This is a genomic window from Haloglomus halophilum (assembly GCF_024298885.1).
Lineage (GTDB): Archaea > Halobacteriota > Halobacteria > Halobacteriales > Haloarculaceae > Haloglomus > Haloglomus halophilum.
The window spans coordinates 3649130-3673899 of sequence record NZ_CP101166.1; the positions used below are offsets into that span (position 1 = coordinate 3649130).

The 24770-nt window shown below is 72.9% G+C and carries 22 protein-coding genes; 10 read left to right on the top strand and 12 right to left on the bottom strand.

What is annotated here, in order from left to right; genetic code table 11:
- Window positions 1-7: 7 nt before the first annotated feature.
- From NL114_RS17735 to NL114_RS17785, 11 genes are all read right to left on the bottom strand, one after another.
- The gene (locus tag NL114_RS17735) at window positions 8-1339 is read right to left on the bottom strand and encodes a GTPase (protein ID WP_254822246.1); all 1332 of its coding nucleotides are present in this window, start codon (window positions 1337-1339) and stop codon (window positions 8-10) included.
- Window positions 1340-1395: 56 nt separating this feature from the next.
- Complete coding sequence (locus NL114_RS17740; RefSeq protein WP_254822247.1) at window positions 1396-1566, bottom strand: hypothetical protein; 171 nt, start codon at window positions 1564-1566, stop codon at window positions 1396-1398.
- A gap of 62 nt (window positions 1567-1628) precedes the next feature.
- The gene (locus tag NL114_RS17745) at window positions 1629-3116 is read right to left on the bottom strand and encodes a lipase maturation factor family protein (RefSeq protein WP_254822248.1); all 1488 of its coding nucleotides are present in this window, start codon (window positions 3114-3116) and stop codon (window positions 1629-1631) included.
- Window positions 3117-3193: 77 nt separating this feature from the next.
- On the bottom strand, window positions 3194-5284 hold the full coding sequence (locus tag NL114_RS17750) for a vWA domain-containing protein (protein WP_254822249.1): 2091 nt from the start codon (window positions 5282-5284) through the stop codon (window positions 3194-3196).
- A 31-nt stretch (window positions 5285-5315) separates the two neighbouring features.
- Entirely contained in the window at window positions 5316-6266 is a 951-nt protein-coding gene (locus NL114_RS17755) for an AAA family ATPase (protein WP_254822250.1), read from the bottom strand.
- Between the two features lie 240 nt (window positions 6267-6506).
- A complete protein-coding gene (locus NL114_RS17760) occupies window positions 6507-11066 on the bottom strand; it encodes a HEAT repeat domain-containing protein (protein WP_254822251.1) in 4560 nt (1519 codons plus the stop codon).
- Between the two features lie 111 nt (window positions 11067-11177).
- Window positions 11178-12314 carry an outer membrane protein assembly factor BamB family protein gene (locus NL114_RS17765; RefSeq protein WP_254822252.1) on the bottom strand — a complete coding sequence of 379 codons (1137 nt, stop codon included), beginning with the start codon at window positions 12312-12314 and terminating at the stop codon, window positions 11178-11180.
- Window positions 12311-13267, bottom strand: a complete 957-nt coding sequence (locus NL114_RS17770) for a metallophosphoesterase family protein (RefSeq protein ID WP_254822253.1) — start codon at window positions 13265-13267, stop codon at window positions 12311-12313. The genes NL114_RS17765 and NL114_RS17770 overlap by 4 nt, the downstream gene beginning before the upstream one ends.
- Entirely contained in the window at window positions 13260-13823 is a 564-nt protein-coding gene (locus NL114_RS17775) for a metallophosphoesterase (RefSeq protein WP_254822254.1), read from the bottom strand. The genes NL114_RS17770 and NL114_RS17775 overlap by 8 nt, the downstream gene beginning before the upstream one ends.
- Before the next feature lie 92 nt (window positions 13824-13915).
- Window positions 13916-14857: a hypothetical protein gene (locus tag NL114_RS17780; protein WP_254822255.1), complete on the bottom strand. Its 942-nt coding sequence runs from the start codon at window positions 14855-14857 to the stop codon at window positions 13916-13918.
- Window positions 14858-14970: 113 nt separating this feature from the next.
- On the bottom strand, window positions 14971-15471 hold the full coding sequence (locus NL114_RS17785; protein WP_254822256.1) for a Fic family protein: 501 nt from the start codon (window positions 15469-15471) through the stop codon (window positions 14971-14973).
- Window positions 15472-15586: 115 nt separating this feature from the next.
- Here NL114_RS17785 and NL114_RS17790 point away from each other — a divergent pair, with 115 nt between their 5' ends.
- Window positions 15587-16069 carry a nucleoside-diphosphate kinase gene (locus NL114_RS17790; RefSeq protein ID WP_254822257.1) on the top strand — a complete coding sequence of 161 codons (483 nt, stop codon included), beginning with the start codon at window positions 15587-15589 and terminating at the stop codon, window positions 16067-16069.
- A 106-nt stretch (window positions 16070-16175) separates the two neighbouring features.
- Here NL114_RS17790 and NL114_RS17795 read toward each other — a convergent pair whose 3' ends face one another.
- A complete protein-coding gene (locus NL114_RS17795) occupies window positions 16176-17009 on the bottom strand; it encodes a DUF7839 domain-containing protein (protein ID WP_254822258.1) in 834 nt (277 codons plus the stop codon).
- A gap of 148 nt (window positions 17010-17157) precedes the next feature.
- Between NL114_RS17795 and NL114_RS17800 the strand changes: the two genes are divergently transcribed.
- From NL114_RS17800 to NL114_RS17840, 9 genes are all read left to right on the top strand, one after another.
- The gene (locus NL114_RS17800) at window positions 17158-17775 is read left to right on the top strand and encodes a hypothetical protein (protein WP_254822259.1); all 618 of its coding nucleotides are present in this window, start codon (window positions 17158-17160) and stop codon (window positions 17773-17775) included.
- On the top strand, window positions 17772-18554 hold the full coding sequence (locus NL114_RS17805; protein ID WP_254822260.1) for a cobalt-factor II C(20)-methyltransferase: 783 nt from the start codon (window positions 17772-17774) through the stop codon (window positions 18552-18554). The genes NL114_RS17800 and NL114_RS17805 overlap by 4 nt, the downstream gene beginning before the upstream one ends.
- Window positions 18551-19474 (top strand): cobalt-precorrin-4/precorrin-4 C(11)-methyltransferase, encoded by a 924-nt coding sequence (locus NL114_RS17810; protein ID WP_254822261.1) that lies wholly within the window; start codon window positions 18551-18553, stop codon window positions 19472-19474. The genes NL114_RS17805 and NL114_RS17810 overlap by 4 nt, the downstream gene beginning before the upstream one ends.
- A gap of 1 nt (window position 19475) precedes the next feature.
- Window positions 19476-20471, top strand: coding sequence for a cobalt-precorrin 5A hydrolase (gene cbiG / locus NL114_RS17815; RefSeq protein WP_254822262.1), 996 nt, complete (start codon window positions 19476-19478; stop codon window positions 20469-20471).
- Window positions 20468-21385, top strand: coding sequence for a precorrin-3B C(17)-methyltransferase (locus NL114_RS17820; protein WP_254822263.1), 918 nt, complete (start codon window positions 20468-20470; stop codon window positions 21383-21385). The genes cbiG and NL114_RS17820 overlap by 4 nt, the downstream gene beginning before the upstream one ends.
- Window positions 21386-21391: 6 nt before the next feature.
- On the top strand, window positions 21392-22381 hold the full coding sequence (gene cobJ, locus NL114_RS17825; RefSeq protein ID WP_254822264.1) for a precorrin-3B C(17)-methyltransferase: 990 nt from the start codon (window positions 21392-21394) through the stop codon (window positions 22379-22381).
- A gap of 1 nt (window position 22382) precedes the next feature.
- Window positions 22383-22649 (top strand): ferredoxin, encoded by a 267-nt coding sequence (locus tag NL114_RS17830; protein WP_254822265.1) that lies wholly within the window; start codon window positions 22383-22385, stop codon window positions 22647-22649.
- A gap of 73 nt (window positions 22650-22722) precedes the next feature.
- Window positions 22723-23421, top strand: coding sequence for a cobalamin biosynthesis protein (locus NL114_RS17835; RefSeq protein WP_254822266.1), 699 nt, complete (start codon window positions 22723-22725; stop codon window positions 23419-23421).
- Window positions 23422-23461: 40 nt separating this feature from the next.
- The gene (locus NL114_RS17840; RefSeq protein WP_254822267.1) at window positions 23462-24718 is read left to right on the top strand and encodes a CbiX/SirB N-terminal domain-containing protein; all 1257 of its coding nucleotides are present in this window, start codon (window positions 23462-23464) and stop codon (window positions 24716-24718) included.
- The last annotated feature ends 52 nt before the right edge of the window (window positions 24719-24770 follow it).

Sequence of the window (24770 nt, forward strand, 5' to 3'; positions counted from 1 at the left end):
AGCCCGGTCAGCTGCCGAGCAGGCCCGCGTACCGGTCGAGCAGGCCGTCGAACGTCGTGTCGTGGAGGTCGACCTCGTAGGTCACGTCCACGATGGGGGCATCCACGTCCACCCGCCGCGAGAGGTCGTGGGGCGTCCCCGAGACCACGACCTCGGGGTCGACGTTGCGGATGGTCGCCTCCAGGTCGGCGACCTGCTGGTCGCTGTAGCCCATCGCCGGGAGCACGCGGTCGAGGTGTGGATAGCGCTCGAGCACGTCCGCGATGGAGCCGACGGCGCCGCTGCGGGGGTCGAGGCGTTCGGCCGCGCCGTACCGGTCGGCGGCGACGGCCCCCGCGCCGTGGCTCGCGTCGCCGTGGGTGAGTGTCGGACCGTCCTCGACGACGAGCACCGACGCCCCCTCGACGAGCGAGGGGTCATCGACGGTCACGACGGAGTCGGCGTGGAACAGGTCGGCGTCGGGGGCGAGGTCCCGGACGTTCGCCGCGACCTGCTCGATGTCGTCGGGGTCGGCGCTGTTCTCCTTGTTCGAGACGACGGCGTCGGCGCGCCGGAGGTTCGTCTCGCCGGGATGGTAGCGGGTCTCGTCACCCGGGCGGAGCGGGTCCACGAGCACGACGTGCAGGTCCGGGCGGACGAAGGGGAGTTCGTTGTTCCCGCCGTCCCAGACGAGCACGTCCGCCTCCTCGGCTGCGGCCGAGATGACATCGGCGTAGTCGACGCCCGCGAAGACGACGTGGCCGGCGTCGATGTGTTGTTCGTACTCCTCGCGCTCCTCGATGGTCACGTCCGCGGCGTCCAGGTCCTCGTGCGAGCCGAACCGCTGGACGCGGCTCTCGGCCAGGTCGCCGTACGGCATCGGTTCGCGGACGATACTCACGTCGAGCCCACGCCCCGAGAGCGCGTCCGCGAACGCGCCGGCGACCTGCGACTTGCCACACCCGGTGCGCACGGCGTCGACCGCCACGACGGGCACGTCGGCGTCCAGACAGATGTCCTCGGGCCCGAGGATGCCGAACGATGCGCCCGCCGACATCGCCCGCGAGGCGGCGTGCATCACGTGTTCGTGGGAGACATCTGAATACGAGAAGTAGACCCGGTCGACGTTCCGTTCGCGGACGAGCCGCTCGAGGTCCGCCTCCGGCTCGATGGGGATGCCGTCGGGATATCCCTCCCCCGCGAGCGCCGGCGGGTAGCGGTCGTGCCCGCCCTCGACCTCCCCGAGGTTCTGTCCGGGGGCGCTGGTGAACGCGACCACCTCGATGTCCCCGCGGCCCCGGAAGGCGACGTTGAAGTCGTGGAAGTCCCGACCGGCCGCGCCCATGACGAGTACGCGCATCGGTGAGAGCGGCACGTGCAGGGGGTAAAAGGTTGGCCACCCGGCCGCCGCGCTGGTCACACCGCCAGTTCGGTGCCGATGCCGACCGCGAGCCCGAGACTACCGAGTAGCACGGCGACCAGGCCGCCGGCCCAGACGGGCGTTCCCCGCCCGACGCCGGCCAGCACCCAGAGGCCGCCGACGAGCGCGATGCCCCCACCGAGGATGTACTGGACGAACCGTTCCATATCGGGGGCATCTCGCCCCGGGAACAAGAGTCACATCCTCGGGGGAGTCACGCCCGCGGTCCTCATCGCAGACCCGCCCCGAAGCGACGGCTTCCGAGGTCTCCCTCCGAGATGGGCCGCACGTACGTTCCGACCCGTTCCCGGGTCCACCACCGTCCGGTCTCGGACCGCTCGGCGGGCGAGGTGAACGCGTAGCGGTAGCGGACGGCGCGGACGTGTTCGGGTGGTCCGTCCGGGAACGGGTCGTGGGCCAGCAGCGAGCGCGTCGCCTCGTCGCCCTCCAGTAGCTTCCGGAGGAACCGCGGGAACCAGGGGCTCCGACGGGGCGTGGGCGCCATCGCGGCGAACCAGAGCTGCCAGTCCAGCCGGAGGTGGTACGGCGCGACCTGTCGGGGGCGCTCGTCGGGGTCGGTCGGCTTGCCCTTGAACTCGTACGTGCGCCACTCCGTGTCCGGGCCGACCGTCTCGTCGGCGGTGCCCTGCACGACGATCTCGTAGCGGTCGCGCGTGATGGAGCCGAAGGCGCCGTACGTGTTGACGAGGTGGAGCGGGTCGTAGGAGGTGTTCATCACCTGCGTCTCCGAGACCGTGTTCAGCGCCGGGCGCACGCTGAGCGCGAGGACGAGCGCCGCGACCAGGAGGACGAGGACGACGAACGGGAGCGGCGCGGCGGCGGTCGCGGGCGCCGCGACCGGGGCCAGTCCCGCGAGGACGCCGTCCGAGAACGTGCTGAACGCGAGGACGATGGTGAGCGCGTTGAGCCACGAGAAGTTGCCCGTCAGCATGAGCCACCCCTGGAAGGCGATGGTGGCGACGCCGGCGATGGCGGCGAACGGCTGCGGTGCGAAGTAGAGGAACGGCACCGCGAGTTCGACCACGTGGTTGCCCAGCGTCTCGACGCGGTGGAACCGGTCGGGCAGGTGGTGGGCGTACCACGAGAGCGGGTTGGGGATTGGCTGGGTCTCGTAGTGGTAGTCCATACAGGTCAACTCGCGCCAGCAGTCGTCACCGCGGAGTTTGATGAGCCCCGCGCCGAACATGTTGCGAAAGAGGACCCAGCGCAGGAGCCACACGACGACCCCGGGCGCCGCGGTCCCGGGGTCACCGAGGAAGACCGCGAGGAACCCGACCTCCAGCAGCATCGACTCCCAGCCGTAGCCGTAGAAGACGCCACCCGCGTTGACGAACGACTGGTAGAGCGCCCACAGCAGGAACCAGAGGAGCATCGAGGCCGGGAGCGCGAACGGCGCCGAGACGACGGCCGGGGCACCGACGAGCGCGAGCGCCGCGAGCCCGACCCCGGCCCACGCCGCGACGGCGATGGCGCGGTCGCTCGGGACGTAGTAGAACAGGCTCGGCCGCTCGCGGAACTCGGCGCGCTCGATGTACTCACGAAGCGGCCGGAGCCCGTCCTCACCGGCCAGGGGCCGGAACTGGAACGCCGCGACGAGGAAGGCCAGCAGGTAGAGCAGCGCCAGTCCCCGCCGGACGAGGAAGCGGGCGAACCAGTAGCTCCCGCCGGCCGGGAGTCCCAGCTCGGAGAGCACCATGCGCGAGCGTGAGTCGGGCGACGGACAAAGACGTTGCCGACGGGCCCCTCGAACCTCCGGCCGTCGCGTCGGGCGGCTCAGCCCTGCCGGAACAGGGTCCGGACGAGCTGCGTGAGGGTCGTCCCGACGGCATCCGGGTCGGTGACGACCAGCCGGTCGAAGAACTCGGCGTGGTCGGGCGCGGCACCGTCGCCCTCGTCGATGTAGACGCCGAACACCGGGAAGTTGCAGGCGTCGAGCACGGCCCCGTAGCGCTCCTCGTCGTTCGGGGCGCCGTCGGTGACGACGAACACGAGTGGCTCGTGGCCCCGCCCGGTCCGGACACGCTCGCGGGCGATGGTGAGTGCGGCCGAGAGCGGCGTGCTGCCGCCGACCCGGCCGCTCAGCAGCCGGTCGACGTGGTCGCCTGGCGTCCCGCCGAACGGCAGTTCCAGCCACGGCAGGCTCTGGTGGACCGACAGCACGGAGACGTCGACACCGACCCCGTTCATCGCGACCGCGAGGCGGGCGGTGGCGTCCTCGGCGGCCTCGACGGCCCCGGACATCGAGCCGGACCGGTCGAGGACGAGGAGGCAGCTGTAGTCCTTCTCCGGGCCGCGCTCGACCCGCTCGAAGACCCGACTGGACCCCCGTCGGACGTCGACGACGCGCCGGGAGTCAAGCGACCCGACGCGGTGACCGCCGCTCCGGGTCGCGCGGCGCTCGCGGCGCAGCTGTGTCTCCAGCGCCGCGGACAGCCGCTGTGCATCCCGGGCGGCGGTCTCCCACCGCTCGCGGTCGCCGCTGCCCGGTTCCGGCTCCGGAATCCCGACCCGGTCCAGCTCCTCGGACTCGCGGACCAGCTCCAGCAGCCGCTCGGCCTCCTGTCGGAGCGGGTCCGAGTCGTCGAGCGCCCGGCTGGCGTCGTCGCCCCGTATCGACCGCTCGGCGCGGCGGACGGTCCCCCGGTCGAGCCGCCCCGGAAGCACCTCCCTGCCGGGACCAGTTCCGCGGCCCGTCCGGTCGCCGGAACGCCGCCCCCCGTCCTCGCCCTGGCCGACAGCGAGCCCCGGCAGCCTGTCGGCCGGGCGCGGGTCGGTGATGGCGACGGGGATGGCGTCGTGCGGGCGTCCGGCGCGGCGCTGGCCGGCCTGCAGCTGGGCCGGGGGCAGCGGTTCGAGCGTGGGCCGCACGGTCCGGAAGAACGCGGCCGCCAGGTCGACCCGCCGGGTGCCGTCGGGTTCCGCGAACATCCGGTCCATGTACTCCCCGATGGCCGGACGTAACTCGGCCAGCACGTCGTGGCGGTCGTTCCGGACGGCGAGGCGCTCGTCGGCCGGGTCCAGGAGCGCCTCGAACCGGCCGCTGTCGCCGAAGCCGTGGTCCAGCAGCCCGATGCCCAGCGCCTCCTTCACCGTGTACTCCAGGGGTGGCCCGTCGGGTCGCGCCGCGCCGGGGGCGCCCGGGCCGGGGGTCGGGCCGGGGGTCGAGGGAGTGAGGGGGGAGCCCCCGCTGCGGGCGTTCGTCTCCCGGGCTCGTTCGCCGTCGGCACCGGACCGCGCCCCGGCCGTCTCCCCGCCATCGTCGAACAGGTCGGCGTACGCGCGGTGACGGCGGAGTTCACGCTGCGCGAAGGCGTCGTTCAGGACGACGAAGTCCTCACCGACATCGAACTCGGCGGCCATCTGCGCCTCGACGACGCCGTCCTCGGCGGCGTTGTAGACGGTCCGGAACAGCTCCTCCCACTCCGGGGCGATGTGCGAGCGCCACTCGCCGAACCGCTGGAGGTCCGAGTAGAGCACGTGGCCCAGTTCGTGGAACAGGAGTCCGACCTGGACGCGCCGGTCCCAGCGGCGGGGATGCATGTCGGTCCGTCCCTGCTCGATTCGCTCGGTCGGGAGGCGGATGACGTACGACTCCGTCACGAGCGGGCCGGCGCTGCTCCCGCGGCGCTGGCGGTGCTTCGCCCCGGCCCGTTGGCCCGAGCGGCTACCGTCGTCTCCATCGTCACCGGAGTCCGCCGGGCGGCAGGACGCCTCGCGCTCCGTGAAGCTGACCGACACGTCGACCGAGCGTGGCGTGCAGATGTTCGCCAGCCGCTCGAGTTCCCGACGGTTCTCCGCGGAGCGGCGGTCGGGCAACGCGAGCCGGGAGAGTCGGTCGGGGTCGGTGTCCGGTGTCAGATACATGCGTTCGCCTCGGTGGGTGAGCGGCCGCCGCTCAGAGCTGTTTGTCGATGAGCGTCTCGACCAGCGACTCGTCGTGGGCGTGGACGCGTGCGAGCAGTTCGCTCCGCGTCGCGGTCACGAGGTCCATGAACCCGTCCTGCATGAACGTCGCGATGCGGACGAGTTCGCGGGTGGTGATGGGCGTCGACAGTTCGCCGTCGAGATACGCCTCCCGGAGCCGGCCGGCGAACGAGACCAGTCGCTCGATGTCGGGCTCGCGCTCGCGAGAGAGGCCGCTCCGGCGGAACACCAGGTCGACCTCGAGTTCCGCCGGGAGGTAGTCGAGTTCGACGTGCCGGAAGCGGTCCTCGAACGCCGCGTTCAGTTCGTAGGTCCCCTGGTAGCCCGGGTTGGCCGTGGCGACGACGCGGAACTCCTCGTGCGGGATGATGGTCTCGCCGGTCTGTGGGATGGTCAGCGACCGGGTCCGGTGGCTCTCCATCACGGCGTTGAGCGCAGCGACCGTGTTGGCGTCGGCGGCGTTGATCTCGTCGAGCAGGAGCATCCCGCCCTCGCGGACCGCCCGGGTCAGCGGGCCGTCGACCCACTCGGTCACGCTCTCGCCGCCCGGCGCCGTCACGAGGTGCATGTGCCCGAGCAGGTCCTCGCGGTAGGTCGTCTCCGAGAGGGTGATCCGGTAGAGCGGCCGGTTCGTCCGGGCACAGAGGTAGCGCGCGAGGAAGCTCTTGCCGACGCCGGGTGGTCCCTTGAGGACGACGTTCATCGACGCCTCCAGCGCCCGTGTGACGATGTCGACGTCCGTGTGGTCGCTCGTGGCCGGCCGGTGGAAGTAGGCGTCCTCGGCGACCTCGGGCACCTGCTCGTGGCCCACGTCCTCGAGGACGGTCAGGTGGCCGAACGTCGCCCCGGTCGGGGCGCCCGCCTCGGTGGGGCGGCCGCCGAACGTGTCCGTGTCGGTCTCGTGAGGGTCACTCCCGGTCATGATAGGTGGCTGCGGCGCGGCGTCGGTCGCGGCAACGTCGGTCCTCGACGGTCCCCGGCCCGGTCCCCGCCGTGAAGCAGTACCCCACACTCCCGGCGGGAGTGACAAATGCCTTGTCCAGGAGTGGCGGCCGATACCACACCCCGGGAGGCGGACTGCCGGGACGGGCGACGGTCGCCCCGCTCGGGTCGCTCCACTCGGGCCACCTTACTCAGGCTGTCCCGGGGCTGCTCGCCCAATTCAGGCCGCCTCGGGGTCGGCCCGTCCCCGGAGGACGTCCAGTGCCTCCTCGGCGAACTCGTCGAGCGGGGCGTCCAGCCGGTCGGCCGCCGCCGTCAGTGTCTCGCGGCAGTCCCCCCGGACGAACCGATGGCGACGGCCGAGCGCACCCAGCGCCCGGAGTTCCCCGTGTGGACCATGGTCGGCCTCGACCCGGAGCCGGCGGGCGAGCAGCGCGACCACGCAGCGGACGCCGGCCCGTGTCTCCCGGGCGACGGTCGCGAGCGCGGCGCCAGCGGCCCGACGAACCCGCATCACGTCGTCGTCCAGCCGGCGGAACAGCAGTCCGGCGGCCTCGTCCGGGTCGAGCCCGCCTGCCTGCACCAGCGGCGGGACGGCCGTGACGGCGTCGACCCGCCGCTCCCACCCCGTGGCGGTGAGTTCCTGCCGTACCGGCGTCGCGGCCACCTGGGCCACCGAGTCGCCGTCTTCCTCGACGAGGCCACGAAGCGCCGCGGTCGCCCCCTCCCGATGCCGCCTGTCGTCGTACGCCTCGCGGACGGCGAGCGCCACCTCGTGGGTGTCGAGCGTCGACTCGGCGACCGTGCTGGCGGCCTCGTCGCGGGCCCCGCGCTCGGCGTGGACGAGGTAGCGGGCGACGTCCGCGGCCACCTCGTGGGCGTCCTCTCCGAGGTGGGTCAGATGGAGCGACGCGCCGGTCCGGGCCAGCACCCGGGCGCCGAGCTGGAGCCACCGGTTCGTTATCGTCGTTTCCTCGAGTTGGTGGTCGAGCGACGCCTCCCCCGGCACGCACAGGGTGGGCAGTGTGGTGGTCAGCGTCGCCAGCGCCGGAAGCGTCCGCCGAACCGGGTGGGCGGGACCGGAGAGCCGGTCCTCCCAGTCGAGCTCGGCCGGGAGTTCGCGGAACGCCACGCGAACCGCGTCGGGCTCGGCACGAGCCAGTCGCTCGAGCAGGGCGCCGGCCGCCACGCGCCCGGCCTCCCCGTCCGGGCTCTCGGGGTCCAGCGGCGGCGCGAGGCCGTGCGTGGCGTCGGCCGCCGCCCCCGCCGCCCCCGCCGCCTCCTCGGAGCCGTCCCCGTCGCCGTCGGCGGTACCGTCGTCGTAGCTGGCGAGCGCCCCCACCAGCCCGGTCGCGAGCCGTTCGGGGCTCTCGACGGCGGCCGATGGAACGGCCAGTAGCGCGACGGCGAGGGTCCACCGGGTGTCGGGGTCCGTCAGGAACCGGCGTTCGAGCGCTGGCGCCGCCGCCTTCGCCGCCGTCTCGTCGTGACAGACGACACGCGCGAGCGCCGCGGCCGCCCGCCGGCGCACGCCGGGACCGGGGTCCCAGAGTCGCTCGACCAGCGCGTCGACCGACTCGGCGCCGTCCGTGGCGATACCCACCCGACCGAGCGCGGTCACCACCGCCTCGCCGGTCGCCGGCGGCGGGCCGCCGGCGGCCCGGAGTGCGGGGTCGAGCGGCCCGACCGCATCCGGCACGACCCGGGCGAGTTCCCCCGCCGCGCGGGCGGCGTGAGCCACCACGACGGGGTCGGGGTCGTCCAGCAGCCCGCAGACCGCCCCGGCGGCGTCCGCCGGGGCCCGATGCCCGACGAGGCCGAGCGCCGTCGCCGCCGCCCGACGGACTTCCGGGTCCCGAGCCGTCGCCGCATCCCGGAGCAGTGCCACGGCCTCACTCCGACCGCCGACAGCCTCGGTGTCGGTCGTCGTGGCTGCGCCCAACACGTCCGCCCCATCCGCGGACGATTCGAGACGGTCTCGGTCGCTGTCGGCGATCTCCTCGGGGGTCGCGAGAACCCGGGCCACGGCGAGAACGGCCGGAACCGCTCCTGGGTCCGTGTCCGGCGTGGCCCGGGGCGTTCCCGCCGAGTCGCGCACCGGCCGGTCGTCGAGCGCCCGACGGGCCGCGGTCCGGGTGTCGGGGTCGGGGACGGACCGGGCCCGCTCCAGGTAGTCGGTCGCGGCCGCTCCCGGCACCTCGGCGAGGGCCTCGACGACGGTCCGCTCGAAGGCCCGCTCGTCCGGGACGCCCTCGTCCACCCGGACGCGGTAGGTCGGAGTGGGGCCGGGTGACGCCCGGTGGACGGCCGGCACCGGGTTGTCGGGCGGGTCGGGCGCCCGGCAGCGGGCGTCCAGTGTGGGGACGAGCGCCGGCGCGAGCGCCGGGTAGGCCGCCAGCAGCCACAGGGCCGCCAGCGGGTCCCGGTGGCGAGCGGCGTCCGACGCGTCGGCGCCGCCGGTCCCGACGCCGTCGCCCGGCGTCCGGAGTCGAGCGAGCGCCTCGGACAGGTACCGTGGGTCGGCTATCGCGATCCGGGCCAGTGCCCGCTGCGTGGCCGTGGCCTCGCACGCGGCCAGCGTCCGAACCGCGGGCGCCACCGCGTCGGCGTCGTGTTCCGCGACGGCGACCAGCGCTCGGCTCGCGTCGACGACCACGTCGGAACCGGCGGTCGCCTCGCGAGGACAGGCGACGGTCGTCTCCCGGGCGAGCAACGTCCGCAGGCGTTCGACCGCGTACCGGCGGGTGTCGAAGTGGTCGGCGCGAATCGCCAGCGCCCCGGCCAGCGCCGCCACCACACTGTCGCCGTGATCGGGTTGCCAGAGGAAGGGCTTGATTTCGGCAGGACCGATGACAGGCGTCTCGGGTACCGCCGCGACCCCAGCCAGCACCGCTCGCGCCGCCTCCCGCCGCGGGGCGACCGGGCTGCCGGTGTCCGGGCCCTCGTCCGCCTCCCCGTCGCCGAACAGTTCCCCCAGCGACATGGACTCCTCCGCCGAGTCCTCTGTCGTCTCGTCGTCCTCGTCCGCGGTGGCACCGGGCGGGGGCGCTCCGGCGGCGACGCCGAGCAGGTCGAACAGCGCGGGCTCCAGCGCCGCCGGCGCGGCGAGCGTGGCCGCCCGGAACGCTGCGGGCGCGTCGCCCATCGCCGGGCCACGCTGCCGGCTGCAGAACCGCTCGACGACGACCGGTGCCATCGTCGGGTCCTGCTCGACGAGTGTCCGCAGGGCCTCCGAGAGACGGTTCCGGGGGCTCTCCTCGGATGTCCGGTCGAGCGTGGTCATCAGGGCTGCAACGGCGCTCTCGCGGGCCGACGCCGTCGCGGCGCCGGTCGCAACGCGCTCCAGCGCCCCAACGTACTCGGCGGGTGGCTCCGGGTCTTCCCCGCGGAACGCCGTGAGCACCTGCCCGACGGTCACCGAGGCGGCGTGTTCGTCGACACGGCCCAGTACGGACAGGACCGCCAGCGCCGCCGTTCGATGCGGGTGCCCCGGCTCCTGTCGGAGCACCCGTGCCTCCCGGTGGGCCAGCGCGGCGGTGTCGAGCGGCTCGAAGGCCCCTGCGGGTATCGAGCAGCAGAACGAGAGGAGCGTCTCCAGGTTGTCGACATCCCACACCTCCCAGTGAGGGAGCCCCAGCAGGTACCGGAGCAATCGCGTCCGGAGGTCCGGAGGGACATCGGCGAGCGACCAGTCCTCCACGCGCTCCCGCCAGAGCGCCACCGCACGCTCCACGGCGCCCCACAGCGAGGGTCTCTCGAGGAGCGCGTCGGTGAGCTCCGTGAGGAGTTCCTGCCGGCGCTCCGGGCCCCGGACGGCAGCGAGCCGCGCGAGCTCGACGGCCGCCACGCTCTGCTCCTGCGGGTGGTAGGCCTTGTCGTGAAGCGACCGCAGCAGCGGCGCCCAGGCAGCCGGCGCGAGCCGCGGTTCGGCGGCACCGATTCGCCCGAGCGCCTCGTAGGCCGCCTGCCGCACGTCCTCCACCGGGTCCTCGGCCGCCACCGCGAGCGCGGAGACGACGCGGTCCGTCGTCGGCTCCTGGAACGGGAGCTGCCCCTCACGGTCGCGTGCGACGCCGGCGAGTGTCTCCGCGGCCTCCTCTCGGACCTCGGCGTCGTCGTGCGAGAGGCGGGCGACGATCGGCTCGACATCCGGAACCAGCTCCGGGAGGACCGTCCCGACGACACGCAGCGTTTCGAGCGCCCGGCGCAGTGATTCCGGGTCGGGTCGCTCCCCGTCCGTCCCGTCCAGCGCCTCCACCGCGGCGGCGACGGTGGGCCGGGCCGCGGTAGGCGCCGTCGCTCCGGCGATACCGACCAGTCGGTAGCCGGCATCACCCTGGTAGATCCCCTCTTCGGCGTGTGCGACGTGCCACGCGACCGCCCGCGTGAGGATACTCGGGACGCGGTGGGCGAGCGCGGCGAGCAGCCCCGTCACCGCCGGGTCCGCGTCGCCCATCCCGTCGCTGGCCGCCCGAACCAGCGGCTCGACGTTCCCCATGAACGCCCGCGGACGGAGGACGGCGAGCGTCCGCAGCGTCAGTACTGCCGAGCCCGGGACCCCGGTTCTGTCGTTCCACTCGTACGTCGTCACGACGGCAGCGACAGCCCTCGAGGTCGCCGACGGGTCGGCGCGGGCGGCGGCAACCAGTACCTCGTGGGCCGCCCGGCGAACCGGCGGCTCGCCGGGAAGGTGGTCGCTGGCCGTCTCGATGGCCTCGACCGGCGGCTCCTCCCCCACCCGAACCGCCTCGGCCAGGCGGCGCAGCTCCGCGAGCGTCATCTGCCCGTGACTGCTCGCGTCGCGTGTAAATCCCTTCGGGGGGCGTGCTGGCTGTGACCGCCTCCCGTGGCGGAACCGACGGCTCCCGCCCGGGGCGGACCAGGGTCGCCCTCAGCAGTCGACGTACCCGGACAGGAACCCCGATGTCGGAGCGCTGTGCGGCCCCTCGGGGAGGGCTTCGCCGACGACGAACAGCCCCCCGTCGGCCAGGGTCGCCCGTGCCGTGGTCGCGTTCGACGGCGAGAGGTGGTACTCGACATCGCCCTCGTGCGTCAGCACGTACACCGAGCCGTCCGCCGTCCCCAGGTGCAGACGGGCCCCGGCCGCTATCGAACTCCGCACGTAGTCGCAGTCGAGGTCGCGGACCCAGCGGACCGTGCCGTCGCCCACGTCGAGCGCGAAGACCGCGTTGCAGGTCCCCACGAAGGCCGTGTCCGCCGTGACGCTCAGCGTGCTGATGGCCGACCGGTTGGCCGGCGGCCCCTGTCCGTCACGGCCCATGTTCCGGAGGTCGTCGTGGAACTCCGGCCGGAAGAGGTCGGCAGTCCAGCACGACTCGCCGGTCGCGGCGTCGAGCGCGTGCAGGTCCCCCGACCGCCGGCCGGTCAGGACGAGGCCGTCGACGGTGACGGGTGCCGTGGTGCTGTTGCCGTCGAGCGTCCGGCTCCAGCACGGTTCGCCGTCCGAGAGCCCGTAGGCCGCCACTCCGTCGCCGTTCGCGTGGAAGACGGTTCCCCGAGCGACCGCGGCGTCGCCGCTGGCCGCGGCCGCGTCCCACGCCACCGTTCCGTCGCTCGCGCGGCGGACGACGAGCGAGTCGTCGGCGTGACTCACGACGACACGATTCCCGGCGACGACCGGCGGCGCGCGCGACCCACGGGCGGTGCCCGCCGCCCAGCGGTCCTCGCCGGTCCCGGCGTCGAGGGCGTGGACCGTGGTCTCGGCACGCCCGAAGTCGTCGAAGCCAGCGACGAAGACCGCCCCGCTCCGGAGGACGACGGGCGCCGTGACCGTCTCTGCCGGGAGCTCCCGCTCCCAGACGACCCGCCCATCGGTGCGGTCGACCGACAGGACGCGCCCGGCGCGGGTCCCGGCATAGACCCGCTGGTCGCCCACCGCCGGCCGGGCGAGGATGGGCTCCTCCGTCGTGTGGGTCCAGGTCGGCGTCCCCGGCCCGGCGAACGCCGTGCTGTCGGCGTCGTGGCCCCGGTGCTCCGGGTCGGCGTTGCGCGCGGGCGGTCGGGTCATCGCCACCCCACGTCGACCGCCTCCGTGCGGAGGGTTCCGTCCCGGCTGACGGAGACGCTCGAGACCCCGGCGTCGCCCGGGTTGTGGGCGTACGAGTGGCCGGCGGTCGTCGGCACCGCGGTCAGGCCGCGCTGGTGGGTGTGTCCGGAGAGGCAGCCGCTGACGGCGGTCGCCGCCAGGGCGAGGCGGAGCGCCACGGAGCCGAAGTGGTGGCTCCCGTCGTGGGAGTGCTGGCCGCGGATGTCGAACGGCACGCCGAACGGGGAGACGTGGCTCGCGACCACGGTCGGCTGTGCGCCCCCGAGCAGTTCGACGAGCGTCCCGAAGCGGTCGTCGAGGCGTGCCAGCGAGGTCTCGAACGCGGCGTCCGACGGCACGGCCCCGAGGCGGTCGGCGAGCTGCGCCGCGCTCAGCGCGCCGTCGAGGTACGCCCCCGCTGCGCCGAGGAGAGTCTCGGCGACGGCCTCGGGCGTCTGGGGGCCGCTCCCGACCGGAATCTCCGGGTAGTCCGGCGACAGCAGGGCTGGCGTGAAGTCGAACTGCTCGCAGCCCCAGCCGACGAGCGCGAGCGACCAGCCCGTATCGACCGCCACCCGGCGGGTCTCGCCGTGGAGCGGGTGGACGTTCGGCAGGCCGTCGCTCAGTCGCCGCGTGCAGGTGAGGGGGTCGTGGTTCCCGGGCACCGCGAGGACGGGAACGCCCCGCTCGTCGAGCCGCTTCAGGAACGCGCGGCCCCGCTCCTCGTAGGCCGCCCCCGCCTCGGCGGATTTGGCGTGCTCGCGGTTCTCGTCGATGATGTCGCCCAGCGACACCACGAGGTCGTGCGCCTCGACCGGGAGGTCATCGACCGGGTATCGTCCGCCCGTCGCGCGGAGGTGGAGGTCCGAGACGACCAGCAGGTCGACGGTCGCCCCCTCGACGCGGTGGAGCGGTTCGGTGTCGGGGTCAGTCATCGTCACTCACCGTGTGCTCGGCGGCGGCCCGGTCGGCGAACCGCTCGCCGCAGGCCAGGTAATCCACGAGCCGGTCGGTCGCGAGCGGCCGGTAGTCCAGCAGTTCGACCGAGAGGTTGACGCGCCGCGTCTCGTGGTCGACGAACGGGAACTCGTCCGGCCAGTTGTTATGGTGGTGGCCGTGGAGGAGCCAGCCCGCGTGGTTCGAGGGGCCGTCCGCCGGGTCGTGGACGGCGTGGAACGGGACCCCACGATGCTCGAAGCGGTACTCCTCGACGAACCGGACCCGGTCCAGCCCTTCCAGCACGGTCCCGTCGTGGTTGCCCAGCAGGAACACCAGCTCGCCATGGAGTTCCTCGAGCCAGTCCAGCAGCGCCGCGGCGGACGAGCGGATGGTCAGGTCACCACCGTACAGCACCTCGTCGCCGGGGTCGACCGTCGCGTTCCAGCGCTCGACCAGCGTCTCGTTCATCTCCGCGACCGAGTCGAACGGCCGGTCACAGTACTCGATGATGTTGTCGTGGTCGAGATGGAGGTCCGAGACGAGATAGTCCACTGGTGTCAGGTCGTCGGGCGGGTACTCGTAGATTGTGTCGGGGTGAGGGAGAGTGACACGGCACGCGTTGCGCCCACACCGGCCGCCCCGATTCAGTCGTCCGCTCGCAGCCGCTCGACGGTCGACGCGATGGCGTCCGGCGTCGCGTCGCCCGGTTCGAGGACGACGGGCACGTCGTGTGCGCGACAGAACGCGAGCACCCATGCCAGCCCGTCCGTGCCGTGGTCGCCGCCCGGCAGGCCGTCCGAACCGTGGCTGTCGCCCGGCAGGCCGTCGGTGACGGGGTCGTTCAGGTGGAGCGCCCCGACCGTGCCGCCGGCGAGCGCGAGCATGACGAAGACCGGCCGCCACGGGCTGTCCGGTGCCGGCGGCTCGACGCCCGGGCCGATGCGGTCCTGCACACGGTCCAGGTTCGTCCGCAGGAACGACGCGAGTTCGTCGGCCAGGCGCTCGCGGAGCGGCCCGTCGAGTCGTGCGAGCACTGCCCCGAGCGCGTCGTCGTCGACCGCCGGCTGGCGTCGGTCCATCGGGACGTGGGCCGTGTCGACCAGCACGGAGACTGCGTCGAGCCGCGGGACCCGGTCGGCGAGAAGCGCCACCGCGGCCACGTCCTCGGGGGCGTGGTAGTGGCTGGGGTCCGGGAGGTTCTCGACGGCGAGCGGGTCGCCGCCGACCTCGGTTATCGTCCCGAGCCGGTCGACCTGCTCGCGGTAGTCGAACTCGCGGGTGGTGTGGACCGTCAGCCAGTCGGGCGCGATGTCGGCCCCGAACGCCCGGTTGGTGAAGTCGGTGATGGTGCCGACGGCCCCCGGCGCGACGCTCATCCCCTGCGGGTGGGTCGTCCCGGGCGGGAGGTGGACGCTGGTGATTGCCGCCGGGTCGACACCTCGCTGGGCGCACTCGTCGGCGAGAGTGTGCTCTGCCGAGAGCCGCTCGGCGTGCTGCCAGTCGAGTTTGCATTCGAGTCCGTCCCCGAGGTGCGCGACGCTCGCGGCCCGCTCGGGTGTCGCCGAGACCAGGACGGTGAACGGCACGGGCGGGGTTCCAGCGCGGGTCACGTAACCCTTCGGCAGCCGTGGCGCTGCCTGGCGTGCCGGCTCGGCCGCAGCCTGGCCGCCCCCGGCCGTATCTCGACCGCGAACCCGCCTCAGTGGTCGTCCGGGTCGGCGGTGACTCCGGGAACGTCGACCACGGACTCGAACAGGGCGTAGTAGCCGTCGCGGTCGGCCGCCCGCCACAGTATCGGCTCGGCGTCGAGCTGCCGGCAGTGCCACAGGTACACCAGCCGCCCGATACGGCCGTTACCGTCGGCGAAGGGATGAATCCGCTCGAAGGCGACGTGCCACTCCAGCGCCTCCACGGTGTCGGCCGGCCGCCAGTCGAGCAGGCCGTCCATTGCGGGCCGCACGAACCCCGGCGGTGGCGGGCGCCGCCCGCCGACCGTCACCCGGACGTCGCGGTACTCCCCGGCGATTCCGGGCTGGCGGTTCTCGAGGACGTGTTCGTGCCCCTCCCTGACGACCTCGTGGGTGAGTTCGTCCCGGTCACGGAGATACGCCCAGGCGTCGAGGCTGTCCGCGAGGGCGGCCTCGCTCTCGACGCCCTCTATCGCGTTCGACTCGCGCAGGTACTCGCGAACGTCGACCATGCGTCCTGCGGGAACATCCCGGGGCAGGGGCTTCAACGCTCCCCTGTCGACGGGGCTATGGGAGACACGAACACCCCGGAACAAGAGTAATGCCGACGGCCCGACGGGCGGGCGTATGGAGACCATCGAGCGGACCCTCGTGCTCGTGAAGCCGGACGGTGTCGAGCGTGGCCTCGTCGGGTCGGTGCTACACCGCATCGAGCGGGTCGGCCTGACGCTGGCCGCGGTCGAATCCCGCGCGCCGGACCGGGACCTGGTCGCGGCCCACTACGACGACCTCGCGGACGAACCGTTCTACGACGACCTCGTCGACTACGTGACCGGCGGGCCGGTGGTCGCCGCCGTCTTTGAGGGCGTGGAGGCGGTCACAGAGGTCCGGAAGCTGGTCGGGGAGACGGCGCCACAGGAGGCGGCGCCGGGGACGATACGGGGGGACTTCGCGCACGTGAGCTACGGCCACGCCGACACCGCCGGCAAGCCCGTCAAGAACCTGGTCCACGCCTCCGAACCCGGGAGCGCCGAGGCGGAACTGGACCTCTGGTTCCCCGACCGGGAGTTCCTGGCCGTCGAGCGGGTCGACACGACCCACACCCAGTAACCGCGGTCCCGTTCGCCGGTGCCGGCGGGGCAGCGTCCGTCCTGGGGTGTCGGCTCACCGCCGTTCGCCGGTGCCGGCGGGGCAGCGTCCGTCCTGGGGTGTCGGCTCACCGCCGCTCGCCGTCGACGACATCGTAGCCGAGGTCACCCTCCCGGAGCGCGTCGGTGATGGCCGACAGCTCCGTGACGCTCGCCACGACGAGCACGTCCAGCCCACGGTGGGCCGCCTCGGTCACGGCCGTGGGAACCCCGAACCGGATGTCCGGGTCGAGGGCCGCGCGCTCGACGGCCGCCAGCGCCTCCCCCCCGGCGACCGCGAGCAGGTCGAGGTCGGCCGCCCGCTCGACGAGCGCGTCGGCGTCGACGGCCGCGCTCCCCCCCTCGTGGACACGGGGGACGCTCACGACCCGGACCTCACCCCACTCGTAATCGACGAGCCCCTCGAACTCGGTCACGCCGACGTCCTGCCCGGCCTCGGCGCTCGTGACCGCCACGCCCGTCGCGCTGCCCGCGCTGCCGGGCGTCGCCCGCAGCACGCCGTCACGCATCGAGAGCGACACCGGCTGTCCCTCGTCGATGGGGGCGGTCGCGATGGCGGTGTCGACCTCGACCCGTCCGAGTACGTCCTCGGAGACGTGGCCCACGTAATCCCGGAGCGCCTCGGTCCGGGACATCAGCCAGTCGACGCCCTCGTTGGTCACCTCGTAGCGCCCGCGGCCGTGCTTCTCGACGTACCCCTCCGCGACGAGCCCCTGGAGGTAGTCGCTCACCGCCTGGGCCGTGACACCGATGGCGTCGGCCACCTCCTGCTGGCTCACGGCCGGCTGGCGCTGGGCGATCTCCACGAGGATCTGGTAGCGCGTCGCGTCGCGCTTGCTCCGGAGGACGCCGGCGCGGTCACCGGCGTCCGTCGACCCGCCGCCCGCCTCGTCGCCACTCATACCACCGTGTCCCCCCGCCGAGTGCAAGTAATTTTGGACTCAGTTCCCAGATTCTGCACCGCTGACCCGATTCTACCCGCACAATAACGACTTGATTTGTCCTAATACAAGCACAATTGTTTTACTCCCGGGTGCGCTTGTGCTCGGCATGGTACGGGTACGACTCCCCCACGACGCGAAGGCCGGGCCGACGAAACCGGAGGTCCGTGCGGTGACGCTCGCGAAGCTCGACCCGGGTCCGGACGCCCACGCCGTCGAGGTGGGTGCCTGCACCGGGGCTGTCACCGTCGGCCTCGCGCGCCGGGCCAGCCGCGTGACCGCGCTCGAACGGAAGTCCGAACGCCTCGACACGGCACGGAAGAACCTCGCCGCCAACGGTGTTCCCGTGGCGGACATCGACACCGCCACCGACGGGGGGGTCGTCACCGCCGACGGCGAAACGGGTGCCGCGACAACCGACCCCGCGACGGTCCGGCTCCGCGAGGCCGAGGCGCCCGCGGGGCTCCCCGACGACGCCGACACGCTGTTCCTGGGCGGCAGCCGCAACTACGAGGCCGTGCTCGACCATGCCGTCGAGACCGGCGTCGGGACGGTCGTGATGAACGTCTCCCGGCTCGAAGTGGCGGGCGACGCCGTCCGGGCGTTCCGCGAGCGTGACCTGCTCGACGAGGTCTGCCAGTTCCAGGTGAGCCACGGCTACGAGCTGGCCGGCGCCACCTCGTTCGACTCGGAGAACCCGGTCTACTGCATCGTGGGGGGCGCATGACGCTGTACGGCGTCGGCCTGGGCCCCGGCGACGCGGGCCTGGTCACGGTGCGGGGCCGCGAGATCCTGCGCGAGGCCGAGGTGGTCTACTCGCCCGGGCGCCTGTCGCGCTCGGTCGCGACCGAGCACGTCCCCGAGGAGCGCATCGGGGACCTGGACTTCCCGATGACCCGCGACGAGGAGGAACTGCGCGAGGCCTGGCGCGAGGCGGCCGCCGAGATCGCCCCGTCGGCCCGCGACGGGACCGTCGCGTTCGTCACGCTGGGCGACCCGAACGTCTACTCCACCTTCGGCCACCTCCGGCGCACGTTGGCGGCGTTCCACCCGGATGTCGACCTCGAGGTCGTGCCGGGTGTGAGCGCGCTCACCGCCTTCGCCACCGCGCTCGGCGTCGAGGTCGCGGCCGGGTCCAGCATCGCGCTCCGGGAGGCCGCCCGCGGCGCGGCGCCGACGGGGCCGGACCGGATGGTCCTGTTCAAGGTGACCGACGCGCCCGCCACCCACGAGGGACTCGTCGAGGCGGGCTACGAGGTGACCTACGGCCGCCGGCTGTTCATGGAGCAGGGCGAGACGCTCGTCACCGACGACCCGGCGGACCTCGCCGAGCGGGACTACTACACGCTCGCCTACGCCGAGCGCCCGGAGGCCCGCGTCGAGCAGGCCACCGACGCGTTCGTGGAGGCGGGCGCCGACGGCGGCCGCGCGGTCACGGACGGCGGGGACGCCGAACGACTCGAACGCTCCGAAGCCGCCCTCTCGGGCGACGAGGTGGGACGATGAGCGACGACTCCGACACCGAGCCCGAGGCCGCCGCGGCCGACCCCCAGGCGGCCATCGACGCGGCCTCGGCCGCCCGCGCCGAGGGGCGCGACCCCCGCGTCTACGAGCATACGGCCGGCGACGAGCAGGACGGCATCCCCTTCGTCGGCGCGGGACCGGGCGACCCGCGACTGCTGACGGTCGCCGGCCGCGACCTGCTCGCGGAGGCGGACCTCGTGGTCCACGCCGGGTCGCTGGTCAACAGCGAACTGCTCGAGGAGTACTGCGCCGACGCCGAGACGGTCTCCTCCATCGGGAAGGACCTGGAGGAGCTCATCCCCCTGATGCGGGATTCGTACGAGGCCGGCGATACCGTCGTCCGGCTCCACAGCGGCGACCCCGCGGTGTACGGCGCCGCCCTGGAGCAGATGGACGCGCTGGAGAGCGAGGGCGTCCCGACCTACATCGTCCCCGGTGTCACCTCGGCGTTCGCCGCTGCGGCGACGCTGCGAACCCAGCTCACGCTGAACGGGGCCGCCAACCACGTCGCCTTCACCCGGCCGCAGGGGAAGACGCTCGACGCCGAGGACGACCATATCGCCGAGTTCGTCGAGATGGGCGACGTGACGACCTGTATCTACCTCGGAACCCACGCCGTCCCGGAGACGATGGACCGGCTGGTCGACGAGGGTATCGACCCCGAGACGCCCGTCGCGGTCGTCTACCACGCTTCCTGGCCCGACGAGGACGTGCTGACGGGCACGGTCGCGGACATCGGCGACGAGATCGAGGACGCCGGCTACCGCGCCTCGGCGATGGTGGTCATCGGCGACGCCGTCGGCGCGGGCGACTACGAGCGGTCGTACCTGTACGGCGGCTGGGCGAACCGTGGCGAGGACGACTCGGACACCTCGGCGGACGAGGAGGCGGGGGCTGACTGACATGAGTACGGACAGCAACAGCGGTACGACGGACGACGCATCGAACGACGACTCGGGCGGGCACTGCTCGACCCCGGACAGCGACGGCGAGGTGGCCGAGGAGATCGCCATCGTCGCCTTCGAGCGCAAGTGGGACACCGCCGAGGAGATCCGCGATGGCATCGGCGACCGCTACGAGGCTATCGACCTGCTCGAGTACCACGGCGACGTGTTCGCCGAGCACTGGGGCGAGTACGACTGCTTCGTGGGGCTGATGGCCAGCGGCATCGCGATGCGCAAGACCGCCGGCCTGCTCGACGACAAGTGGGAGGACCCCGCCGTCGTCGTGGTCGACGAGGCGCTGACGTGGGCCATCCCGCTGACGGGCGGCCACCACGGTGCCAACCAGGTGGCCGACGACCTCGCGTCGATGGGGGCGGTCCCCGCCATGACCACCGCGTCGGAGGCTGCGGGCAAGCAGGGCGTCGAGGAGCGTGCGAAGGCGCTCGACGCGCACGTCGTCAACGGGGATTCGACAGTGGCGACGAACCTCGCCGTGCTGGACGAGGAACTCGGCCCCGTCGCGCGACTCGACGGCCCAACCGCGGTACTGGCTGGAGAGGACGTGACGGTCCTGAAACGGAACTCGGACGACGGCGTCGTCCTCGGGACGGGGAGCGTCGCGGGCGCCGAGGCCGAGCAGTTCGAGGCCGCGTGGCGCGCGGCGCTCGACGGGACGGACTACGACCTCTCGGACGTGGAGTTCGTCGCGACGGGCACCCGGAAGGCCGACGAGGACGGGCTGCTCGAAGCGGCCGAGGAACTCGGCCTCGGCGTCGTCTCCTTCGAGAAGTCCACCCTGGAGGAGTTCGAGGGCCCGACCCCGTCGCGGTCGCGCGAACTCATCGGCTGGCCGGGCATCGCGGAGGCCTCGGCCATCGCCGGCGGCCGCGAGCACGACCTGCTCGTCGAGAAGGTCAGCCACGAGGACGCCGTCACGGTGGCGGTCGGCCGATGAGCACCGACGCAGAGGGGGACGCGCCCGACGCGGACGACGGCGGTGAGTTCGACCTCGACGGCGAGGTCGTCCCCGAGTCCGAGTACGGCACCCTGTACGTCGTCGGCATCGGTCCCGGCCTCCCCGACGAGATGACCCAGCGCGCCCGCGATGTCATCCGGACGGCCGACTGCGTGGTCGCGTCGAACCTCTACCAGGAGTTCCTCCGGAAGGACGGGACCCTGCCGCCCGAGGACCGCACCGACGAGGAGGGCGTCTTCGAGCGCCCGGACGGGTCGACCGGCGAACTCGTCCGGTCCTCGATGGGCCGGCAGGTCGAACTGGCGAAGGAGGCGTTCGCCCGCGTCCGGCGCGGCGAGGACGTGGCCCACGTCTCCGGTGGCGACCCGAACGTGTACGGGAAGAGCGACCTCGTGTTCACGATGGCCGAGGCCGAGGGCGCGACGGACGTGCCCATCGAGATCGTTCCGGGCGTCACGGCGGCGCTGGGGCTGGCCGGCAACCTCGGCGCGCCCCTCTCCAACGACTTCTGCACCGTCTCGCTGTCGGACAAGTGGCGGGGCTGGGAGGAGATCGAGGAGAAGCTGCGGGCCGCCGCCATCTCCGGGTTCGTCGTCGTCCTCTACAACTGCTGGCGCGACTACGAGCGTGCCATCGACGTGCTCCGGGAGGAGCGGGCCGACGACGTGCCCGTCGCCATCGTCAACGACGCCGGCCGCGGCGAGGCCGGCCGCAACCTGGAGGGCGAGACGTTCACCCTCACGACGCTGGGCGACGCCGACCAGCACGACGAGGAGGTCGGCGGGATGGGCACCTCCATCCTCGTCGGCACCCACGAGACCGAGGTCTGGAGCAACGACCACCGCGAGTACCTCGTCACGCCCCGCGGCGGGCGCGACGTGGAGGACTTCTGATTCACAATGAGTACCGAGAACACCGACACCACGACCGAGGCATCGACTTCGACTGATACGGAGAGCAAGTGCGGCGCGTCGACGACCGAGAAGGAGTCCACGAGCAAGTGCGGTGCTTCCTCGTCCAGCTCCTCGTCGAGTTCGTCGGGCTGTGGCGCCTCGAAGAGCAAGCAGGAGACGACCGACGAGAAGGTGGCCGCGACCGCCGCGGACTTCGAGGGCGACCCCGGCCGGCTGGTCGCGGTCGGCCTGGGCCCGGGCCACGCCGAGGGGATGACCCAGCGCGCGAAGGCGGCCCTGCTGGAGGCCGAGCACATCGTCGGCTACACCACCTACATCGAACTCCTGCCCGACGAGGTGACCGAGGCCGCGGACGAACTGTACGACACGCCGATGTGCGGCGAGGTCTCCCGCACGGAGGAGGCCGTCGACCGGACGCTGGCGGGCAACGACGTGGCCATCGTCGGCAGCGGCGACCCGAACGTCTACGCGCTCGGGGGGCTCGCCTTAGAGATCGTCGAGTCGAAGGGCACCACACCGAGTGCCGTCGACTTCGAGGTTGTGCCCGGCGTTCCGGCCGCACAGTCCTGCGCCGCGCGGCTGGGCGCGCCGCTCGTCAACGACACCGTCACCGTCTCGCTGTCCGACCACCTCACGCCGATGGCGGACATCGAGTCGCGGCTCCACGCCGTCGCGCCGGAGGGGTTCACCATCGCCATCTACAATCCCTGGAGCCGGAAGCGTCGCGAGAACTGGGAGACGTGCTGTGACATCCTGCTGGAGCACCGCAGCGCCGATGTTCCCGTCGGCGTGGTCCACGGCGCCGGCCGCGACGACGAGCAGGTCGAGATCGTCGAGCTGGGCGAGCTGAAGGCACTCGGCGAGACGGACCTCGTGGACATGACGACGACCGTGCTCGTCGGCAACGAGGAGACGTACGTCGAGGACGGCCGGATGGTCACGCCCCGGGGCTACGAGTCCAAGTACGACTACTGAGATGAGCACGACCGACACCGACGCGACGCGCTACCGCGTCACCGTCGACAAGAACGCGTGCGACGGCATCTTCGCCTGCCTCGTCCGCGACGACCGGCTGGTGGAGGCCGAGGACGGCCTCGCCGGCTTCGACCCCGACGAGGCCGAAGCCGTCGAGCACGCCGACGACAGCGTCACCGCGACGTTCGAGGACGACCGACTGGCCGAGGCCGAGGGCGCCGCCGCGGCCTGTCCGCCGAGCGCGATTTCCGTGGAGGTGCTGGAATGAAGCCGAAAACAGCCGAATACAGTTCGAAGGCACGGGACAGGTCGATAACCGCGTCTGTTCCGGAGGTATCGCGATGAGCGACGCCCCTGTCAACGCCACCGACCGCGACCCGCCCCGGGACCTGCTCGCGGCCCACCCGGAGACGGCGTACTTCTGGGGCCGGGTCGCCGGCGACGGCGACCTCACGGCTGAACGAATCCGTGTCCGTGCGGCCGAGGAGTCGGTCGCCCGGCGCCTCGCGGCCATCGCCGGCGACGACGGCCGGCTCGCGGGCGAGCGCACGGTCGAGCGGCCGTACGCGCACGACGCCTCGCTCGCGCGCGTCGAGGACGAGTACACGGTGAAGGTGTTCGGCGGGGCCGCGGACCGCGCGGCCGCCGCGTTCGGGCTCCCCATCGACGGCACCGACGGCGGCTACCGGCTGGACGCGCTGGCCGACCACGACCGCCAGCTGCTGCGGGGGCTCCTCGAAGCGAGCGGGACGGTCTGCTTCCGCGAGTCCGAGGGCGTGGTCGGCGTAAGCTTCGTCCACGAGGACCGCGCGCTGCTGGAGTGGGTTCAGGACGCGCTGGCCGACAACGGCTTCGGCGCGGACGACCTCGCGGAGACCTCCTCGGGCGGCTACTGGTTCGGCGTCGCCGACGACGACACGGCGGCGTTCGGCGAGTGGGTGTACGAGGGGAGCGACGAGTCGGGGCTGTACGCCGACGACCGCCGGACGAAACTGCTCCGGAGCATCGAGCGTGCCGCGAGCGTCTCGGAGGGGGAGTGAGCATGCCACGCTCGAGACAATCCGACGGAGGCGACCTCAGATGAGCGATTCACAGCGGACCCCCACCCAGGCCCCGACCGAGAGCCCGGAGCTCCCGGACCAGCTGGACGACGAGGCGGTCCTCCTGGTGGGCCACGGCTCCCGGCGCGAGAAGTCCAACGAGCAGGTCCGGGAGCTGGCGGTCATGCTGGAGGAGCGGCTCGGCCTGCCCGTGGACGCGGGCTTCCTGGAACTCGCCGAGCCGTCCATCCCGGAGGCGCTGGGCGGGCTCACGCCGAGCGTCTCCCGCGTGACGGTGGTCCAGCTGTCGCTGTTCGCCGCGAGCCACGTCAAGAACGACGTGCCCCTCGCGGTGGAGCGCGCCCGCGCGGACCACCCCGAGGCGACGTTCCACGTCGGCGGCCATCTCGGCGTCCACCCCGCGCTGGTCGACCTGCTTGACGACCGGGCGGCCGCCGTCGAGGCGGAACTCGGCGTCGACCGCGCCGAGGACGACGTGGCGGTCGCGCTCTGCGCGCGTGGCTCCTCGGACCCGGATGCCAACGCCGACGTACACAAGCTGGCGCGGCTGCTCCACGAGGGCCGCGACTTCGCCCGCGTCGCCCCGACCTTCATCGGCGTCACGGAGCCGACGCTGGACGAGACGCTCCATCGGATGGCGAAATCGCGCCCCGATGCCGTCCTCGTGCTCCCGTACATGCTCGGCGACGGGATCCTGACTGGCCGCATCCGCGACGGCGCCGACGAGTTCGACGCCGACTACCCGTACGTCGAGGCGGCGGCCGGCGACCCGCTCGGCACGGACAGCCGGCTGCTCGACGTGCTGGGCGACCGCTGGCAGGCCGCCCGCACGGACAGCGTCGAGATGTCCTGCGATACGTGCAAGTACAAGGTCGAACTCGACGGCTACGAGGAGGACGTCGGGGGCGCGCGGGCGACGCTGCGCGCGCTCACGCATCTGGAGACCCACGCCGACCGCGAGGACATCGACGACGACCCGCACGTCCACGACCATCCCGAGAAGCACGTCGCCGTCTGTACGAACACCACCTGCGCCGCCGACGGTGCGCCCGCAGTCCTGGAGCGGCTCCGGCAGGGCGTCCGTGATTCGGACGCCTGCGACGCGCGCGTCACCCGGTCCTCCTGCCTCGGCCGCTGTGGCGACGGTCCCATCGTCGCTGTCTACCCGGACGGCGTGTGGTACGGCGATGTCGCGCCCGACGACGCCGAGCGCGTCGTCGGCGACCACCTCGACCGCGACCGTATCGTGAGCGACCTCGTCGACGGCACGCTGTAGCATCGCCAACTGACCGACACCCGACGACAACTCATCCACACCACCCATACAC

What these genes read in the sequence shown, in the direction of transcription:
- NL114_RS17735 (WP_254822246.1), bottom strand. Translation starts at nt 1,339, where the DNA reads ATGCGCGTACTCGTCATGGGCGCGGCCGGTCGGGACTTCCACGACTTC.
- NL114_RS17740 (WP_254822247.1), bottom strand. Translation starts at nt 1,566, where the DNA reads ATGGAACGGTTCGTCCAGTACATCCTCGGTGGGGGCATCGCGCTCGTC.
- NL114_RS17745 (WP_254822248.1), bottom strand. Translation starts at nt 3,116, where the DNA reads ATGGTGCTCTCCGAGCTGGGACTCCCGGCCGGCGGGAGCTACTGGTTC.
- NL114_RS17750 (WP_254822249.1), bottom strand. Translation starts at nt 5,284, where the DNA reads ATGTATCTGACACCGGACACCGACCCCGACCGACTCTCCCGGCTCGCG.
- NL114_RS17755 (WP_254822250.1), bottom strand. Translation starts at nt 6,266, where the DNA reads ATGACCGGGAGTGACCCTCACGAGACCGACACGGACACGTTCGGCGGC.
- NL114_RS17760 (WP_254822251.1), bottom strand. Translation starts at nt 11,066, where the DNA reads ATGACGCTCGCGGAGCTGCGCCGCCTGGCCGAGGCGGTTCGGGTGGGG.
- NL114_RS17765 (WP_254822252.1), bottom strand. Translation starts at nt 12,314, where the DNA reads ATGACCCGACCGCCCGCGCGCAACGCCGACCCGGAGCACCGGGGCCAC.
- NL114_RS17770 (WP_254822253.1), bottom strand. Translation starts at nt 13,267, where the DNA reads ATGACTGACCCCGACACCGAACCGCTCCACCGCGTCGAGGGGGCGACC.
- NL114_RS17785 (WP_254822256.1), bottom strand. Translation starts at nt 15,471, where the DNA reads ATGGTCGACGTTCGCGAGTACCTGCGCGAGTCGAACGCGATAGAGGGC.
- NL114_RS17790 (WP_254822257.1), top strand. Translation starts at nt 15,587, where the DNA reads ATGGAGACCATCGAGCGGACCCTCGTGCTCGTGAAGCCGGACGGTGTC.
- NL114_RS17795 (WP_254822258.1), bottom strand. Translation starts at nt 17,009, where the DNA reads ATGAGTGGCGACGAGGCGGGCGGCGGGTCGACGGACGCCGGTGACCGC.
- NL114_RS17800 (WP_254822259.1), top strand. Translation starts at nt 17,158, where the DNA reads ATGGTACGGGTACGACTCCCCCACGACGCGAAGGCCGGGCCGACGAAA.
- NL114_RS17805 (WP_254822260.1), top strand. Translation starts at nt 17,772, where the DNA reads ATGACGCTGTACGGCGTCGGCCTGGGCCCCGGCGACGCGGGCCTGGTC.
- NL114_RS17810 (WP_254822261.1), top strand. Translation starts at nt 18,551, where the DNA reads ATGAGCGACGACTCCGACACCGAGCCCGAGGCCGCCGCGGCCGACCCC.
- cbiG (WP_254822262.1), top strand. Translation starts at nt 19,476, where the DNA reads ATGAGTACGGACAGCAACAGCGGTACGACGGACGACGCATCGAACGAC.
- NL114_RS17820 (WP_254822263.1), top strand. Translation starts at nt 20,468, where the DNA reads ATGAGCACCGACGCAGAGGGGGACGCGCCCGACGCGGACGACGGCGGT.
- cobJ (WP_254822264.1), top strand. Translation starts at nt 21,392, where the DNA reads ATGAGTACCGAGAACACCGACACCACGACCGAGGCATCGACTTCGACT.
- NL114_RS17830 (WP_254822265.1), top strand. Translation starts at nt 22,383, where the DNA reads ATGAGCACGACCGACACCGACGCGACGCGCTACCGCGTCACCGTCGAC.
- NL114_RS17835 (WP_254822266.1), top strand. Translation starts at nt 22,723, where the DNA reads ATGAGCGACGCCCCTGTCAACGCCACCGACCGCGACCCGCCCCGGGAC.
- NL114_RS17840 (WP_254822267.1), top strand. Translation starts at nt 23,462, where the DNA reads ATGAGCGATTCACAGCGGACCCCCACCCAGGCCCCGACCGAGAGCCCG.